This is a genomic window from Mesorhizobium sp. LMG17149 (genome assembly GCF_024518695.1).
In the GTDB taxonomy this organism is placed as follows: domain Bacteria; phylum Pseudomonadota; class Alphaproteobacteria; order Rhizobiales; family Rhizobiaceae; genus Mesorhizobium.
In genome coordinates this window covers 30,966-47,843 of record NZ_JANIFL010000011.1, presented here as the reverse complement: position 1 = coordinate 47,843, position 16,878 = coordinate 30,966, and the positions used below count along the sequence as shown (strand labels likewise).

Below are 16,878 nucleotides of genomic sequence, written 5' to 3'. Positions count from 1 at the left end.
CTCAGGCCCCCATGGTTTCAAGCAAGGCACGGCCGACACGGGCGGGGCCGGGGAAATAATCCCACTCCTGCGCATGCGGATAGGGTGTGTCCCAGCCGGCGACCCGCGCCACCGGCGCCTCCAGGTTGTAGAAGCAGTTTTCCTGCACCAGCGCCGACAGTTCGGCGCCGAAGCCGGACGTCAGCGTCGCCTCATGCACGATGACGCAGCGCCCGGTCTTTTTCACCGAAGCGACGATCGTGTCGAGGTCGAGCGGCAGCAGCGTCCTGAGATCGATGATCTCGGCATCGATGCCGGTTTCCTCGGCCGCGGCCTGCGCGACATAGACCATGGTGCCGTAGGCGAGCACCGTGATGGCGGAACCCGGCCGGCGGATCGCCGCCTTGCCGAGCGGCACAGTGTAGTGGCCGTCGGCGACCTCGCCGAGCTCATGTTTCGACCACGGCGTCACCGGCCGGTCGTGATGGCCGTCGAACGGACCATTGTAGAGCCGCTTCGGTTCGAGGAAGATCACCGGATCGGGGTCTTCGATCGCCGCGATCAAGAGCCCCTTGGCGTCGTGCGGGTTGGACGGCACCACGGTCTTCAGCCCCGACACATGGGTGAACAGCGCTTCCGGGCTCTGGCTGTGCGTCTGGCCGCCGAAGATGCCGCCGCCGGTCGGCATGCGCACCACGATCGGGCAGGTGAAATCGCCGTTCGAGCGATAGCGCAGCCGCGCCGCTTCCTGGGTCAGCTGGTCGTAGGCCGGATACATGTAGTCGGCAAACTGAATCTCCACGCACGGCTTCAGCCCATAGGCGGCCATGCCGATGGCCGAGCCGACAATGCCGGATTCGTTGATCGGCGCGTCGAAGCAGCGGCTCTTGCCGTATTTGGCCTGCAGGCCCTGCGTGCAGCGGAAGACGCCGCCGAAGAAGCCGACATCTTCGCCGAACACGACGACTTTGTCGTCGCGCCCCATCGATACATCCATGGCATCGCGAATGGCCTCGATCATGGTCCGTCTCGGCATGGCTCAGACTCCCGCCTGCTGGCGCTGGCGTCTGAGATGCGGCGGCATCTCGGCGTAGAGGCCCTCGAACATGTCGCGCGTCGACGGCTTGCCGCCGGCATGCAGCGTGCCGTGGCTTTCGGCTTCCTTCTGCGCCGCGATGACCGTGTCGAGGATTTCTGCCTCGGCCTGCGCGTGCCGCTCGTCCGACCAGACGCCAAGCTGAATGAGATGGTTCTTCAGCCGCACGATCGGGTCGCCGAGCGGCCAGGCGTCGGACTCGGTCTTTGGCCGGTAGGCCGAGGGATCGTCCGAGCTCGAATGCGCCCCGGCGCGGTAGGTGACATATTCGACGAGCGTCGGCCCGAGATTGCTGCGCGCACGCTCCGCCGCCCATTTGGCCACCGCATGGACGGCGAGATAGTCGTTGCCGTCGACGCGCAGCGACGGGATGCCGAAGCCGAGCCCCCTTGCCGCGAACGTGCCCGAGCCGCCGCGCGCAATGCCCTGAAAGGTCGAGATCGCCCACTGGTTGTTGACCACATTGAGCACGACCGGCGCCTTGTAGGTCGAGGCGAACACCAGCGCCGAGTGGAAATCGGATTCGGCCGTCGAGCCGTCGCCGATCCAGGCGGCTGCGATGCGCGAATCGTTCGATATCGCCGAGGCCATCGCCCAGCCGACCGCCTGGATGTACTGCGTCGCCAGATTGCCGGAGATCGAGAAGAAGCCGTGCTCCTTCGACGAATACATGACCGGCAATTGCCGGCCCTTCAGCGGATCCGCCTCGTTGGAATAGATCTGGTTCATCATCGTGACCATCGGATAGCCGTCGGCGATGAGCAGCCCTGCCTGGCGATAGGTCGGGAAATTCATGTCGCCCGGCGCCAGTGCCTTGCGGAAGGCGCAAGCCACCGCCTCTTCGCCCAGATGCTGCATGTAGAACGAGGTCTTGCCCTGCCGCTGCGCCATCTGCATGCGCGCATCGAAAGTCCGCAGCGTCATCATGTGGCGTAGGCCGGCCAGCAGCTCGTCGCTTGAAAGCAGTCCGGCCCAGGGACCGACGGCCTCGCCAGTGCGGTTCAGCACGCGGATGATCGAGAAGGCATGATCGCGGATGGTGCGCGGATCGACATCGATGTCAGGGCGCGGCACCGAGCCGGCCTTCGGAATTGGCACATTGGAAAAATCAGGCGTTCCGCCCGGCCGCACTTCCGGTTCCGGAACGTGGAAACGCAACATCCCAGCATCGGCCATGACCTTTGTCCTCCAATGTTGCCTGGTGCCGATATTTGCATATCTGCACCGCCAGGCCAGTGCGAATTCGTCGGGTAGCCTTCGGACGTCGGTTCCGGCCGCGCCGGCCGATCAAGCCTCCCGCGCACCAAGATGAAGATATGTCCGCGAAATTTCTTGTCGATGTTGGGCGAGGATGCGCAATTAGAGAGAAGGTTGAGCCGGGTTCGCTGGCAGATAAGGTGATTGGGGAAGCGCGAAGCGTAATCTCCCCCTTGAGGGGGAGATGTCGCCGAAGGCGACAGAGGGGGTCGCCGCGCATGGAGCGCCAACTTCTTCTTTCGGCGCATGAAATGTCGCATCCAGTCGAACCGACCCCCTTTGGCCTGCCGGCCATCTCCCCCTCGAGGGGGGAGATCACGCACACCCCGGTTCACCCCACGCCCGCATCATGCTAACCAACCCGGCATGGCACAGAAGAAAGCTTACGAGGTCGACAGCTGGCTCGCGAAGCCGGACCAGCGCATTTCGATCGTCCTGCTTTACGGCCCCGATCGCGGCCTCGTCTCCGAGCGGGCGAAGGCGTTTGCCGGCAAGACCGGCCTGCCGCTCGACGATCCCTTCTCGGTGGTCAGGCTCGAGGGTTCGGAGGTCGACCGTGACGAGGGCCGGCTGCTCGACGAGGCCCGCACCGTGCCGATGTTTTCCGACCGGCGGCTGCTGTGGGTGCGCAATGCCAGCGGCCAGAAGGCGCTGGCCGACGACATCAAGGCGCTGACGGCGGAGCCGGCGCGGGATGCGATCATTCTCATCGAGGCCGGTGATCTCAAGAAAGGCGTCGGCTTGCGCGCCATCGTCGAGGCGGCCGACAGTGCCATGGCGCTGCCTTGCTATGCCGATGAAGCGGGCGACATCGACGGCGTCATTGACGCCGAACTGAGCAAGGCCGGCATGTCGATGACCATGGAGGCGAGACAGGCGCTGCGCCGCAATCTCGGCGGCGACCGGCTGGCCTCCCGCGGCGAGATCGAGAAGCTCGTGCTCTATGCCCATGGCCAGAACGAGATCGGGCTGGAGGAGGTCAAAGCGATGTCGGGCGACGTCTCCGGCGCCTCTTTCGACGACGCGGTCGACGCGCTTCTCGAAGGCAAGATCGGCGACTTCGACACTGCCTTTACCCGCCATTGCCAGTCCGGCGGCCAGCCTTTCCTAGTGCTGTCCTCGGCAATGCGACAGCTGCAGCAGATCCAGATCATGCGCGGCCAGATGGAGTCCGGCAACCGCAACGCCGCCTCGGTCGTCGCCGCCGCCCGCCCGCCGGTGTTTTTCTCCAGGCGCAAGCTGGTCGAGAAAGCGCTGGAGCGCTGGAGCACCGACGCGCTCGGCCGCGCCCTGACCCGGCTGCAGACGGCGGTGCTGCAGACACGACGGCGGCCGGACCTTTCCGTGGCGCTGGCACGGCAGGCGCTGCTGGGGATTGCGGTGGAGAGTAGCCGGTTGGCGCAGCGCGCCTAATCTCCCCCCTCGAGGGGGAGATGTCGCCGAAGGCGACAGAGGGGGTCGTTGCGCGTGGAGCGCTGGCCTCCTCTTCGTTTTCACAAGGGCGCCGGCGCTTGGTGTGAGGCGACCCCCTCTGGCCTGCCGGCCATCTCCCCCTCAAGGAGGGAGATTAGCGGCGTCGCCGATTTCGCCAAAAACCCGGCCTGAAGATAATTCGCCGGCTAATTACCGTTCCTGCTTCAGCCGCCTGCACAACTCATCGAGCTGTTCCAGCGAGCGATAGGCTACCCGAAGCGTGCCGCCTCTGCCCTTGTGATCCACCGACACGATCATGCCGATCGTATCGGTCAACAGCTTTTCCAGCGCCAGCGTGTCGGCGTCCTTTTCGTCAGGACTTGGCGCCGGCTTGGCTTCCCTGGCGCTGCTGGTGCCGGCCGGCATCTGCGCCAGCGCTTCGGCCTGGCGCACCGAAAGTCCTTCTTCGACGATGCGCTTGGCAAGGCCCGCCGGATCTTCCGCTGTCACCAGCGTGCGGGCATGACCCGCCGACAGCGCGCCGTCGACCAGCATGTCGCGGATCACATCCGGCAGCTTCAGCAGCCTGAGCGTGTTGGCGACATGGCTGCGGCTCTTGCCGATCACCTGGCCGAGATCGGCCTGGGTGTAGCCGTGCTCGTCGATCAGCTGCTGATAACCAAGCGCCTCCTCGACCGCATTGAGATCGGTGCGCTGGACGTTCTCGATGATCGCCAGTTCGAGCGCGGTGCGATCGTTGACCTCGCGGATGATGACCGGGATCTCCGACAGCCCGGCGCGCTGCGCCGCTCGCCAGCGCCGCTCGCCGGCGATGATCTCGTAGCGGCCGGCTTGTGTCGACGAAGGCCTCGCCACCACCGGCTGGACGACGCCATGCTCGCGGATCGACTGGGCGAGATCGGTCAGTTCGGCGTCGCCGAAATGCCGGCGCGGATTCTTCGGATTGGGGGTCAGGAACTCGATCGGCACCTTGCCGTCGGCGCTCATGCCAGGTTTTTCCGGCGCTACTGGGCGATCGATCTCGCCGATCAGCGCCGCTAGCCCACGCCCCAGTCTTTTTCTCGAAAGGTCTTCGCTCATCTTTATTCCAGTTGGCTATTCCAGGTCGTTTCGGTATCGAATCGGCTCTTAACTATGCATCCGGCCTAATCAAGCGGCGCGTAACTTGCGCTCGCGGCGGATCACTTCCGACGCCAGTTGCAGATAGGCCTGGCTGCCCGAGCATTTCAAATCGTAGAGGATCGCCGGCTTGCCGTAGGACGGCGCCTCGGACACCCGCACATTGCGCGGGATGATGGTCTCGTAGACCTTGTCGCCCATATGCGCCCGCACATCCTGCACGACCTGGTTGGCGAGATTGTTGCGGCCGTCATACATGGTCAGCACGATGCCCTGGATGGTGAGATCCGGATTGATCGAGCGCCGCACCTGCTCGACCGTCTCCAGCAACTGGCTGAGGCCTTCGAGCGCGAAAAACTCGCATTGCAGCGGCACAAGAACGGAATCGGCCGCAGCCATTGAATTCAACGTCAAAAGGTTGAGCGATGGCGGGCAGTCGATCAGCACATAGCCAAAGGGTGCGCCGCGCTCGGTCGCAGCGCGCAGCGCGTTGCGCAGCTTGAGCACTCGGTCGGGCGCGGAGGCGATCTCCATTTCGATGCCGAGCAGATCGAGCGTCGACGGCACGATCGACAGGCCCGGCACGGCTGTGGGGATGGCCGCGGCCTCCAGCTCCAACTCGCCGGTCAACACGTCATAGGACGACACCGTCCGGTCCTTGCGGTCGATGCCCAGACCGGTGCTGGCATTTCCCTGCGGATCGAGATCGACGATCAGCACCTTTTCGCCGATCGCAGCCAGCGCGGTCGCCAGATTGATGGCGGTCGTCGTCTTGCCAACACCGCCCTTCTGGTTGGCTACGGTGATGATTCGGGGGCCATTCTTCATCATGGGTTTATGCCAGAAATTCATTTTGGGCGCCAAATCGCCTGTCAGTGACGGATCAGACAGGTCGCAGGTTGGACAATTCCAGGATGACGCCGCCAACGTCGGTTATACTTGGATGTTCTACCAGATCGAAGGACCATCGGTGAACGCTTTCTTGCACTTCGGTGCGGTAATCCCGGCCTTTGTGGAACAGGCCGCGCGCGCCCGAAATCAGCCAGGGCGCCGACAGCTCCAGCAAGGTCGAAAGCGGAGCCAGCGCCCGCGCCGTGACGATTTGCGGCGTCGAAACAAGCGCGTGGCTGTCATCTATGCGGCGCGCCACGACCCGCGCCGGCAGGCTGAACTGGCCGACGACGGTCTGCAGGAAGGACGCCTTTTTGCGATTGCTTTCAACCAGGTCGATGCTGGCGCCGTCGCGTTCGGCCAGCAGGAACGCCATCACAAGGCCTGGAAATCCACCGCCCGAGCCGAGATCCACCCAGCGTGTGGCAACGGGTTCTATGCGCCCGAGTTGGGCGCTATCCAGGATATGGCGCTGCCAGACATCGCCCGACGTCGATTGCGCCACCAGATTGATGCTGCGATTCCATTTCTGGAACATCTGCTCGAACGCCACCAGCCGATCGAATGTTTCACGTGAAACCGGGCCTGCCGCGTCCTGCAGGCTCCCTAGGGAAATACTACTCACGCAACATCCTTTTGTAGGCGCTGGGCGCTCTCTGCATGGCGGACATGCGCGACAATGATCGCCAGCGCCGCCGGCGTCATGCCTTCCATGCGCTGAGCATCGGCGATGGAGCGCGGCCGCCGCGCCTGCATTTTCTGCTTCAGCTCGTTCGACAGACCCGGCACTCCGGCGAAATCGACCGTCTCGGGGATCAGCCGGCTCTCCTCATGCCGGATCTGCGCCACGTCGGTCTTCTGGCGGTCGAGATAGACAGAATACTTCGCTTCCGTCTCGAGGCGCTCCGCGGTCTTGCCTTCGATCGCCGCAAAGCGCGGATCGACGCCAGCCAGCCAAGCGACATCGACGTCGGGATAGGACAGCAATTCATAGCCGGACCGGCGCACGCCATCCCGGTTGATGTCCAGCCCGTGCCGCGCCGCCTCATTCGGCGTCATGGCGAGCGACTTCGCCAAATCCCGCGCCTCATCCAGGCTTTGCATGACCTGCCCGTAGCGCTGCATGCGCTGTGCCGAGGCGATGCCCAGTTTCGCCGCCAGAGGCGTCAGCCGCTCATCCGCATTGTCGGCGCGTAGCGACAGCCGGAACTCGGCCCGTGACGTGAACATCCGGTAGGGCTCTGCGATGCCGCGGCTGGTCAAATCGTCGACCATCACGCCGATATACGCCTCGGTGCGGCTGAGCACGATTTGCTCGCTCCCCGCCGCCCGCCGCGCCGCATTGAGGCCTGCGAGCAGGCCTTGCCCGGCTGCTTCCTCATAGCCGGTCGTGCCGTTGATCTGCCCGGCGAGGAAGAGACCACCGATGCGCTTCGTCTCCAGCGTCTGATGCAGTTCGCGCGGATCGACATGATCATACTCGATGGCATAGCCGGGCTGCAGCATGATTGCGCGCTCCAGCCCCGGGATAGTTTTCAATATATCGAGCTGCACATCTTCGGGCAATGAGGTGGAAATCCCATTGGGATAGACGGTATCGTCATCCAGCCCTTCCGGCTCCAGAAAGATCTGGTGCCCGTCCCTATCTCCGAACTTGACGATCTTGTCCTCGATCGAGGGGCAATAACGCGGCCCAACGCCCTCGATCGAGCCGGAATACATGGCCGAGCGGCCGAGATTGGCGCGAATCAGCTCATGCGTGGCCGTCGTCGTGCGGGTGATGCCGCACTCGATCTGCGGCGTTTCGATGCGGTCGGTCATCAGCGAGAACGGCACCGGATCCGCATCCGCGGCCTGGCTTTCCAGCGTCGTCCAGTCGATGGTCCGGCCGTCGAGCCGTGGCGGCGTCCCGGTCTTCAGCCGTCCAAGCTTGAAGCCCGCGCGGTCCATCGTCGCCGAGAGCCCAAGGCTGGCCTGCTCGTTCATGCGGCCGGCGACAATCTTCTTCTCGCCAATATGAATGAGCCCGCGCAGAAAAGTCCCGGTCGTCAGCACGACCGCGCCACAGCCAAGCCGCCTGCCGTCGGCCAAGAGAACAGCCGTGATCCGCCCATCGGCGATCTCAAAATCCAGAACCTCGCCTTCAACCACGTCGAGATCGTTCTGCTGCCGAATCGCTTCCTGCATGGCAAGGCGATAAAGCTTCCGGTCGGCCTGCGTACGAGGGCCGCGCACGGCGGGACCTTTGCGGCGGTTGAGCAGGCGGAACTGAATGCCGGCCGCATCCGCCACGCGCCCCATCAGGCCATCCATGGCATCGATCTCGCGCACCAAATGGCCCTTGCCGAGCCCGCCGATCGCCGGATTGCAGGACATGACCCCGATCGTATCAAAGCGCAGCGTCACCAGCGCGGTCTTGGCACCAGCGCGCGCGGCAGCGCTGGCCGCCTCACAACCTGCGTGGCCGCCGCCCACCACAACCACATCATAGTGATTGGTCATCACAAACTTCCCAGACTCGAATGATTGAGGGACACATGTCCCCGCGAGGCTTGGCTGTCAAGAAAACTCCGCGAGTCGTTTCACGTGAAACAGCCTTGCACCGCCATCGCGTGTGTTTCACGTGAGTCATCGGGGCACCGATGTTTCACGTGAGTCGCACCTTGCCGCTGCTCGAAGGTCTTACCCAAGCGTTCGCAACGTTCGTCATCCTAGGGCAAAGCAGGAGCGAAGCGACGTCGCGGAGACCCTAGGATCCATGCCGTGATCTTGGCCAAAGAGTACAGCGGATCAGAATTCTGCACCGTGGCGCGCGCTCAGAAGTCGCGGCATGGATCCTCGGGTCTGCGCCCGCGTCGCTACGCTCCTTGCTCCGCCCGTGGATGACGAAGCAATGGGGCGTTCCGCAAACGGTCCATCAAAATCTCTGCATCGACAAACTGATTCATTTTACGAGAGCACATCGTTTCACGTGAGTCATTTCCCAATGCAGAACTGTGAGAAAATCACGTCCAGCATGTCCTCGACGTCGATGGCGCCGACAATACGGCCCAGGCGATCTGCTGCAAGCCGCAACTCCTCGGCGCGCAATTCCTGCCCGACAGTCCGGCCGTCCGTTGCTCGACGCAGGTGGCTATTCGCTGCGCCGAGCAATTCGACGTGGCGCAGTCGCGACGGCAGGACATCGCCGACGCTGCCGGCTGCATCCGCTGCCCGCCGGCCGATTTCCCCCAGCAGTTCCTCGACGCCCGTCCCGTTCTTCACCGAAATGACAAGGTCATAATCCTCCGTCGCGTCACTCGCCGCGCGGTCTTCCAGCAGATCGAGCTTGGTGCCGACGCGCAAGGTCGGCGCCACACTCGGCAGCTCGCCGACATCTCTTGGGTTCGCGATGTCCTGCAGCAAGAGCAAGAGATCGGCGCCATGCGCCTTGGCCCTAGCCTTCTCGATGCCGATAGCCTCGACCTTTCCCGGCGCATCGCGCAGCCCGGCCGTATCTGTAAGCCGGACCCGCAGCCCCTGGAGATCAAGTGTCACTTCAAGCAGATCCCGCGTTGTGCCGGGTTCATCCGTTACTATAGCGGCATCCCGCCGGGCCAGGGCATTGAACAGACTCGACTTACCGGCGTTGGGCGCACCAAGGATAACGACCTCGAAGCCGTCGCGAATGATCTCGGCAGCACGAAATCCGGCAACGTGCCGGTCGATTTCATCAATCATTGTCCGGACATCAGACCAAACCGTATCCGAAACGGAACCTGGGACATCGTCTTCATCGGCAAAATCGATCTCCGCCTCGATCATGGCGCGGGCGTGGATCAACCTGCGACGCCAGCCGAGATAGAGTTCGCTCTGAACGCCTTCGGCATTCTGAACGGCAAAGCGCCGCTGCGCCTCGGTTTCGGCGTTGACGAGATCCGCCAGGGCCTCCGTCTCGACCAGGTCGACCTTGCCGTTGAGAAAGGCGCGGCGCGTGAATTCGCCCGGTTCCGCGTGCCTGACGCCGTCAAAGCCCGCGATCGTCTCCAGCATTTTCGCCACAACGGCACGACCGCCATGAACATGGAATTCCGCGACGTCCTCGCCGGTGAAACTAGCCGGACCGGGAAAGAAAACGACCAAGCCGGTATCCAGTACAGCTCGGCCGGGCGCTGTGAATCTGCGCAAGACCGCGACGCGGTCTTTAACCATACCCCCGGCAATCGTTTCGATAACGAATCGAGTCTGTGGGCCGGAAATACGGATGACGGCGACGCCGGCCGGCAGCCGGCCGCTCGATAGCGCCACGATGGAATCGCCTGAAATCATTTGCCCGCTCTACCGAACCGCCCTAGCTTTACGCCCATCAGCCAATCGCACCCGAGTTTGCCCAGTGACGCTGCCCGCGCAAAACCTGCTTGCTAAAGAAGCCAGCCCCTATTTGCAGCAGCACAGCGGCAATCCCGTGCACTGGCGCGCCTGGTCGCCGGCTTCGCTTGAGGAGGCGAAGGCGCTGGACAGGCCGATCCTGCTCTCGGTCGGCTATGCCGCCTGCCACTGGTGCCATGTCATGGCGCATGAAAGCTTCGAGGACGATGGTGTCGCCGCCGTCATGAACCGTCTGTTCGTCAATATCAAGGTCGACCGCGAGGAGCGCCCCGACATCGACCAGATCTATATGGCGGCGCTCTCCGCAATGGGCGAGCAAGGCGGCTGGCCGCTGACCATGTTCCTGACGCCGGACGGCAAGCCGTTCTGGGGCGGCACCTACTTTCCGCGCGAGCCACGCTACGGCCGCCCCGGTTTCATCCAGGTGATGGAGGCGGTGGACAAGGCCTGGCGCGAGAAGCGGGCGAGCCTCAACCAGAGCGCCGACGGCCTGACCACACATGTCGAGGCACGGCTCGCCGGCTCGCACGCGAAAACAGGGCTCGATCGCGACACGCTGGCTGAGCTTGCCAAGGGCATAGACGGCATGATCGACCGCGATCTGGGCGGCTTGCGTGGCGCGCCGAAATTTCCCAATGCGCCGTTCATGCAAACGCTGTGGCTGTCCTGGCTGCGCGACGGCAACGCCAGCCATCGCGACGACGTTCTCAACAGCCTCGAACAGATGGTCAGCGGCGGCATCTACGACCATGTCGGCGGCGGGCTCAGCCGTTACTCGACCGATGCCGAATGGCTGGTGCCGCATTTCGAAAAGATGCTCTACGACAATGCCCAGCTGATCCGCTTCTGCAACTGGGCCCATGCCGCAAGCGGCAACGAGTTGTTCCGGGTCCGAATCGAAGAGACGATCGGCTGGCTGCTGCGCGAGATGCGCGTTGACGGCGGCGCCTTTGCCGCCAGTCTCGATGCCGACAGCGACGGCGAGGAAGGGCTGTTCTACACCTGGAGCCGAGAAGAGGTCGAAGCTGCCATCGGGGAAGATTCCACCTTGTTTTTCAAATACTTCACCCTCTCCAGCCCGCATAGCTGGGAAGGCAAGCCGGTCGTCCACCAAACCCTGTCCCAGCAATCGCACTATGTGATCGATCGCGCAGAGCTCGGCCCGCTCAAGGCGAAACTCCTCACCGTGCGGGAACAGCGTGTCAGGCCCGGTCTTGACGCAAAGACCCTCACCGACTGGAACGGCCAGATGATCGCAGCACTTGCCGAGGCCGGTCGGTCATTGGCGCGGCCTGACTGGATCGATGCGGCGGCAAAGGCCTTTGCCCACATCAGCACCGCCGGCCGCGACGGCCGTCTGCCGCATTCGATGCTCGGCGCCAGAAAACTATTCCCTGCGTTGTCCAGCGACTATGCCGCCATGGCCAACGCAGCGATCTCGCTGTTCGAGGCCACTGGGAATTGGAGCTATGTCGACCAGGCCGGCCAGTTTATTGAGCAGCTCGACCATTGGCACGCCGATACCGAAAAGACAGGTTACTACCTGACCGCCTCGGACAGCACCGACGTGCCGATCCGCATCCGCGGCGATGTCGACGAGGCCATTCCGTCCGCCACCGGTCAGATCATCGAGGCACTGGTCCGGCTGGCCTCCGTCACCGGCAATCTCGACCTGCAGGAAAGGGCCTGGCAAGTTGCTGAGCACGCCGCCGGCCGCGCGGCGCACCAGGCCTATGGCCAGGCCGGCATCGTCAACGCCTGCGCGCTGGCGATCGAGCCACTCAAGCTGGTCATCGTCGATGCGCTTGACGATCCAAAGCTCGTTCCGGTTGCGAATCGAAACCCAGATCCATGCCGCGTCGATATCGTCGTGCCGATCGGTACGGATGCGAATCGACCCTTGCTGCCTGGGGGAATCCTGCCGCCGACCAACGAGGCGGGTGCATGGTTGTGTACTGGGCAGGTGTGTCTGCCGGTGGTGACGGATGCTGAAGAGCTGGAACGATTGTTGCGAGGGCTATAAGGGCAACGCACTGCTCGATCAGCCCAAAATTGCGGCGCTGGCGCCGCCCCTCATTGCCCTGCCGGGCATTTCTCCCCGTATAGGGACGGGGAGAAAGACGCCGTCATGGACGGTTTCGCCAATTTTCAACGCAGCATAACGAGCGCCGAGGGTGCGGCCATCTCCCTTCTCCCCGTCACTATACGGGGAGAAGGTGCCGGCAGGCGGATGAGGGGCAGCGCAAGCAGTTGCCCGTTGGCCCTCGCCAGTCCTCTTACGTGTTCATCGAATCGAAGAAATCCGCATTGGTCTTGGTCTGCTTCAGCTTGTCGATCAGGAACTCGATTGCGTCGGTGGTTCCCATCGGCGCCAGGATGCGGCGCAGCACGAAGATCTTCTGCAGATCCTGCTTGGAAACCAGCAGGTCTTCCTTGCGGGTGCCGGACTTCAAGATGTCCATGGCCGGATAGATGCGCTTGTCGGCCACCTTGCGGTCGAGCTGGATTTCGCAGTTGCCGGTGCCCTTGAACTCTTCGAAGATGACTTCGTCCATGCGGCTGCCGGTATCGATAAGCGCGGTGGCGATGATGGTCAGCGAACCGCCTTCCTCGATGTTGCGGGCGGCGCCGAAGAAGCGCTTCGGCCGCTGCAGCGCGTTGGCGTCGACACCGCCGGTCAGCACCTTGCCGGATGACGGCACGACGGTGTTGTAGGCGCGGCCGAGGCGGGTGATCGAATCGAGCAGGATGACGACGTCGCGGCCATGCTCGACCAGGCGCTTGGCCTTCTCGATGACCATTTCGGCGACCTGCACGTGGCGCACCGCCGGCTCGTCGAAGGTCGAGGAGATCACCTCGCCCTTCACCGAGCGCTGCATGTCGGTCACTTCTTCCGGCCGCTCGTCGATCAGCAGCACGATCAGATAGCATTCCGGATGGTTGGCGGTGATCGAGTGGGCGATGTTCTGCATCAGAACCGTCTTGCCGGTACGCGGCTGCGCGTTGATCAGAGCGCGCTGCCCCTTGCCGATCGGCGCGACCAGGTCGATCACACGCGGCGAGATGTCCTTGGTGGTCGCATTCTCGATCTCCATCTTCAGCCGCTTGGTCGGATAGAGCGGCGTCAGATTGTCGAAGTGGATCTTGTGACGGATCTTTTCGGGATCGTCGAAATTGATGGTGTTGACCTTGAGCAGCGCGAAATAGCGCTCGCCCTCTTTCGGGCTGCGGATCGGCCCTTCGACTGTATCGCCGGTCTTCAGCGAAAAGCGCCGGATCTGCGACGGCGAAATATAGATGTCGTCGGGACCTGGCAGATAATTGGCGTTGGCGGAGCGCAGGAAGCCGAAACCATCCTGCAGCACCTCGACCACGCCATCACCGATGATCTCGATCTCCTGGGCGGCCAGCTTCTTCAGGATCGCAAACATCAGCTCCTGCTTGCGCATGACGCTGGCGTTTTCGACCTCGAGCGATTCGGCATAGGCGATCAGCTCTGGCGGTTTCTTGTTCTTGAACTCGGCGAGTTTCATTTCTTGCATAGACGGACCTTGAATAGATGGAGTCTGGGTAGGCTTTGGGAAAATATCGGCGGGATGCGACAAATGCCGGGCGCGGCCGAAAACAACGAGGGGCGGCGCATGACGGGAAGGAAGACCCGTCTTTTATCGTCGGTCGGGTGAAAGAGCAAGCTGCGTTTTTAACAGCGGCAATTACAAGTCACAGTCGACTGGGAAGCGGTCAATCGGAGATGTCGGCGCCGCCCCTCATTGTCCTGCCGGACATTTCCGGCCACGCTGATGATTGGCGAAACCATCGATGACAGCGCCCCTCTCCCCGTCCCTATACGGGGAGAGGATGCCGGCAGGCAGGTGAGGGGCAGCGCCAACGCTTGAAGGCATCAGTCGAACCATCAGAACGGCTTGACCACCACCAGGATGACGATTGCGATCATCAGCAATGTGGGGATCTCGTTGACCATCCGCCAGTGCCTGGCCGGTTTTTCATTGCGGTCCTCGGCGAATTTGCGCACCGCGCCCGCGAGATAGCCATGCATGGCGGACAGCAAAAGCACCGCACCGATCTTGGCATGCAGCCAGCCGCCCTGGAAACCAAAACCCTTCCAGGCGAGCCACAGGCCGAACACCCAGGTGACGATCATCGCCGGGTTGATGATGCCGCGCAGCAGGCGCCGCTCCATCACCTTGAAGGTCTCCGATTGCACCGAGCCCTTCTCGGCATCGGCATGATAGACCAGCAGCCGCGGCAGATAGAGCATGCCCGCCATCCATGAGATGACGGCGAGGATATGGATCGCCTTTGCCCAGAGATAGAAGCTGTCGGGTGCCGCGAAATACAAAAGCGCGGTGAGAACGACCAGCACCGCGATACCTGACATCATCCGCATCATCGCCTGACCGGTGCTGTTCGTGTTTTTCATCTCAGCCATCAGCGTGTCGCGCTCCGCACCTGTTTCACCATCGCCTCGACATGGGCGATCGGCGTTTCCGGCGTGATGCCGTGACCGAGATTGAAGATCAGCGGCCCGTCTCCCAGCGCTCCCAGGATCGCCTCGACGCCGTCGGATAGCGCCTTGCCGCCAGCCACGAGCCGCAAGGGATCGAGATTGCCCTGAACCGCACCCGAGCGCTGCAATTCCTTCGCCGCGATCAGGGGTACCGTCCAGTCGATCCCTAGCGCCGTCACGCCGGTCTTCTGTCGATATGTCCGGTAGCGCGAACCGGCACCCTTGGGAAAACCGATGATCGGAACATCGGGATGAACCGCCCGCACCCGGCCAACGATCTCGGCCATCGGCTGAACGCAGAACAGGTCGAAACTCTCATCGTCCAGCACGCCGGACCAGGAATCGAATATCTGCACCACATCCGCACCCGCCTCGATCTGGCGGATGAGATAGGCGGCCGAATGTTCGGCAAGCACCTTCAGCAATCGTTGAAAGGCCACCGGTTCGCGATAGGCAAAAAGCCGCGCCGGCGCCTGGTCGGGCGTGCCATGACCGGCGATCATGTAGGTCGCCACCGTCCACGGCGCGCCGCAGAAGCCGATCAGGGTTGTCTCTTCGGGGAGTTTGGCCCGCAACCGGCGAACCGTCTCGTAGACCGGTTCGAGATTCACGTGAAACACCTTGCCTTCCAGAGCCAAAATCTCCGGCGAGGTGATCGGCGTCAGCAGCGGCCCCCTGCCCTCTTCGAAGCGGACGTCACGGCCAAGCGCATGCGGAACGACAAGGATATCGGAAAACAGGATCGAGGCATCGAAGCCGAAGCGCTCGATCGGCTGCAAGGTCACTTCGACGGCAAGGTCGGGATCATAGCAGAGGTCCAGGAACGAGCCCGCGCGTCTGCGTGTCTCCCGATACTCCGGCAGATAGCGTCCGGCCTGACGCATCATCCAGAGCGGAGGCGGAAAATGAGCCTTGCCCTTCAGGACATCCAGCATGATCCGGTTCTGGGGCATCGGGCGCTCGCTTCTCCCAGCCTCTTCTATAATCAAAGATTCTTATATCTAAGATTCTTCTGATTCTAAGAGTCTGTTGGTTCTGGTGGTTGTCACCTGTCCCGCTTTGCCCCGGAAAACACCAGCCAACATATTGTCGCGTGCTTCTTTTTCCCGGATGTAAGGTTCTGGGGATAGCTCGGAATCGGTCAATCGAGTCAAAGTGTTAGGCACAGTGGTGAAAAGCAGGTCCTGTGGACGGCCCGTAGTCGAAAAAAGCCGTCCCCAAACTTGTCCCCAGTCACCCGACGAAGCTGACAGCGCATCGAATTGTGGACAAACTGCCATCTGATACAGTCGCCTCCGGCAGGCCAGTCTTTTCATCCCGCTTTATCCACAGAAGCCCACAGCCCCAGGTGACCCCCTGTGAACAAACCCCAGAGCTTCTTCCACCTGCACCTGATTTCGGACGCGACCGGCGAAACGCTGCTCGCCGCCGGCCGGGCGGCTTCGGCGCAGTACAAGGACGCGCGCGCCATCGAGCATATCTATCCGCTGATCCGCACCGAAAAGCAGGTGGCGAAGGTGTTCGAGGACATCGAGGAGGAACCGGGCATCATCCTCTATACGGTCGTCGACCAGAAGCTGGCGCGCGGCATCGACGAGCGCTGCGCGGCCATGGGCCTGCCCTGTGTATCGGTGCTGGAGCCGGTGCTGACCGTGTTCCAGTCCTATCTCGGCACCCCGGCCGGCCGCCGCGTCGGCGCCCAGCATGTCCTCGACGCCGAGTATTTCCGCCGCATCGACGCGCTCAATTTCACCATGGACCATGATGACGGCCAGTTGCCGCTCAACATGGACGATGCCGATGTGGTGCTGATCGGCATTTCTCGCACGTCGAAGACGCCGACCAGCATCTATCTCGCCAACCGCGGCATCAAGACCGCCAACATCCCAATCGTGCTCGGCGTGCCGGTGCCGGAAAGCCTGGTTGCCGCCAGCAAGCCGCTCATCGTCGGGCTGATCGCCACCGCCGAACGCATCTCGCATGTCCGGCAAAACCGCATCCTCGGCAACAGCGGCTCGTATGAGGCATCGGATTATGTCGACCGCGCCGCAATCGGCGAAGAGCTCGCCTATGCCCGCAAGATCTGCACGCGCCACGGCTGGCCGATGATCGACGTCAGCCGCCGCTCGATCGAGGAAACGGCGGCGGCGATCGTTGCCCTGCGGGGGAAGAATAGATAGATGAGCGAGGAGTGCGTTTTCCGAGT

At 62.9% G+C, this 16,878-nt stretch carries 13 protein-coding genes; 3 read left to right on the top strand and 10 right to left on the bottom strand.

The features are described from left to right. Position 1: 1 nt before the first annotated feature. Together NP945_RS24100 and NP945_RS24095 are read right to left on the bottom strand one after the other, a co-directional pair. Positions 2-1,015 (bottom strand): alpha-ketoacid dehydrogenase subunit beta, encoded by a 1,014-nt coding sequence (locus NP945_RS24100; protein ID WP_256747722.1) that lies wholly within the window; start codon positions 1,013-1,015, stop codon positions 2-4. Positions 1,016-1,018: 3 nt separating this feature from the next. Then, on the bottom strand, positions 1,019-2,251 hold the full coding sequence (locus NP945_RS24095; RefSeq protein ID WP_127329240.1) for a 3-methyl-2-oxobutanoate dehydrogenase (2-methylpropanoyl-transferring) subunit alpha: 1,233 nt from the start codon (positions 2,249-2,251) through the stop codon (positions 1,019-1,021). Between the two features lie 447 nt (positions 2,252-2,698). On the opposite strand from NP945_RS24095, the gene holA reads away from it, so the two are divergent. Next, on the top strand, positions 2,699-3,745 hold the full coding sequence (holA, locus tag NP945_RS24090) for a DNA polymerase III subunit delta (protein ID WP_256747721.1): 1,047 nt from the start codon (positions 2,699-2,701) through the stop codon (positions 3,743-3,745). 210 nt (positions 3,746-3,955) lie between these two features. Here holA and NP945_RS24085 read toward each other — a convergent pair whose 3' ends face one another. From NP945_RS24085 to mnmE, 5 genes are all read right to left on the bottom strand, one after another. Next, positions 3,956-4,846 (bottom strand): ParB/RepB/Spo0J family partition protein, encoded by an 891-nt coding sequence (locus NP945_RS24085; protein ID WP_256747720.1) that lies wholly within the window; start codon positions 4,844-4,846, stop codon positions 3,956-3,958. 69 nt (positions 4,847-4,915) lie between these two features. Continuing rightward, positions 4,916-5,716 (bottom strand): ParA family protein, encoded by an 801-nt coding sequence (locus NP945_RS24080; RefSeq protein ID WP_081738757.1) that lies wholly within the window; start codon positions 5,714-5,716, stop codon positions 4,916-4,918. A 52-nt stretch (positions 5,717-5,768) separates the two neighbouring features. Beyond that, positions 5,769-6,401, bottom strand: a complete 633-nt coding sequence (gene rsmG / locus NP945_RS24075; RefSeq protein WP_256747719.1) for a 16S rRNA (guanine(527)-N(7))-methyltransferase RsmG — start codon at positions 6,399-6,401, stop codon at positions 5,769-5,771. After that, positions 6,398-8,278, bottom strand: a complete 1,881-nt coding sequence (mnmG, locus tag NP945_RS24070) for a tRNA uridine-5-carboxymethylaminomethyl(34) synthesis enzyme MnmG (protein ID WP_256747718.1) — start codon at positions 8,276-8,278, stop codon at positions 6,398-6,400. The genes rsmG and mnmG overlap by 4 nt, the downstream gene beginning before the upstream one ends. Positions 8,279-8,752: 474 nt before the next feature. Then, positions 8,753-10,084, bottom strand: coding sequence for a tRNA uridine-5-carboxymethylaminomethyl(34) synthesis GTPase MnmE (gene mnmE / locus NP945_RS24065; RefSeq protein WP_256747717.1), 1,332 nt, complete (start codon positions 10,082-10,084; stop codon positions 8,753-8,755). A 64-nt stretch (positions 10,085-10,148) separates the two neighbouring features. Here mnmE and NP945_RS24060 point away from each other — a divergent pair, with 64 nt between their 5' ends. Continuing rightward, positions 10,149-12,167, top strand: a complete 2,019-nt coding sequence (locus NP945_RS24060; RefSeq protein ID WP_256747716.1) for a thioredoxin domain-containing protein — start codon at positions 10,149-10,151, stop codon at positions 12,165-12,167. A gap of 253 nt (positions 12,168-12,420) precedes the next feature. On the opposite strand, the gene rho is transcribed toward NP945_RS24060, so the two are convergent. The 3 genes from rho to hemE all read right to left on the bottom strand — a co-directional run bounded on the left by rho (position 12,421) and on the right by hemE (position 15,625). Beyond that, positions 12,421-13,686: a transcription termination factor Rho gene (gene rho, locus NP945_RS24055; protein WP_127268017.1), complete on the bottom strand. Its 1,266-nt coding sequence runs from the start codon at positions 13,684-13,686 to the stop codon at positions 12,421-12,423. A 371-nt stretch (positions 13,687-14,057) separates the two neighbouring features. Further along, positions 14,058-14,594: a protoporphyrinogen oxidase HemJ gene (hemJ, locus tag NP945_RS24050; RefSeq protein WP_127268018.1), complete on the bottom strand. Its 537-nt coding sequence runs from the start codon at positions 14,592-14,594 to the stop codon at positions 14,058-14,060. Then, entirely contained in the window at positions 14,594-15,625 is a 1,032-nt protein-coding gene (gene hemE / locus NP945_RS24045; protein WP_256747715.1) for a uroporphyrinogen decarboxylase, read from the bottom strand. Before hemE ends, hemJ begins: the two co-directional genes overlap by 1 nt. 405 nt (positions 15,626-16,030) lie before the next feature. Between hemE and NP945_RS24040 the strand changes: the two genes are divergently transcribed. Next, positions 16,031-16,852 (top strand): pyruvate, water dikinase regulatory protein, encoded by an 822-nt coding sequence (locus NP945_RS24040; protein ID WP_127320737.1) that lies wholly within the window; start codon positions 16,031-16,033, stop codon positions 16,850-16,852. Positions 16,853-16,878: the final 26 nt, after the last annotated feature.

What these genes read in the sequence shown, in the direction of transcription:
- hemE (WP_256747715.1), bottom strand. Translation starts at nt 15,625, where the DNA reads ATGCCCCAGAACCGGATCATGCTGGATGTCCTGAAGGGCAAGGCTCAT.
- mnmE (WP_256747717.1), bottom strand. Translation starts at nt 10,084, where the DNA reads ATGATTTCAGGCGATTCCATCGTGGCGCTATCGAGCGGCCGGCTGCCG.
- NP945_RS24085 (WP_256747720.1), bottom strand. Translation starts at nt 4,846, where the DNA reads ATGAGCGAAGACCTTTCGAGAAAAAGACTGGGGCGTGGGCTAGCGGCG.
- NP945_RS24080 (WP_081738757.1), bottom strand. Translation starts at nt 5,716, where the DNA reads ATGATGAAGAATGGCCCCCGAATCATCACCGTAGCCAACCAGAAGGGC.
- NP945_RS24100 (WP_256747722.1), bottom strand. Translation starts at nt 1,015, where the DNA reads ATGCCGAGACGGACCATGATCGAGGCCATTCGCGATGCCATGGATGTA.
- rho (WP_127268017.1), bottom strand. Translation starts at nt 13,686, where the DNA reads ATGCAAGAAATGAAACTCGCCGAGTTCAAGAACAAGAAACCGCCAGAG.
- hemJ (WP_127268018.1), bottom strand. Translation starts at nt 14,594, where the DNA reads ATGGCTGAGATGAAAAACACGAACAGCACCGGTCAGGCGATGATGCGG.
- mnmG (WP_256747718.1), bottom strand. Translation starts at nt 8,278, where the DNA reads ATGACCAATCACTATGATGTGGTTGTGGTGGGCGGCGGCCACGCAGGT.
- NP945_RS24095 (WP_127329240.1), bottom strand. Translation starts at nt 2,251, where the DNA reads ATGGCCGATGCTGGGATGTTGCGTTTCCACGTTCCGGAACCGGAAGTG.
- holA (WP_256747721.1), top strand. Translation starts at nt 2,699, where the DNA reads ATGGCACAGAAGAAAGCTTACGAGGTCGACAGCTGGCTCGCGAAGCCG.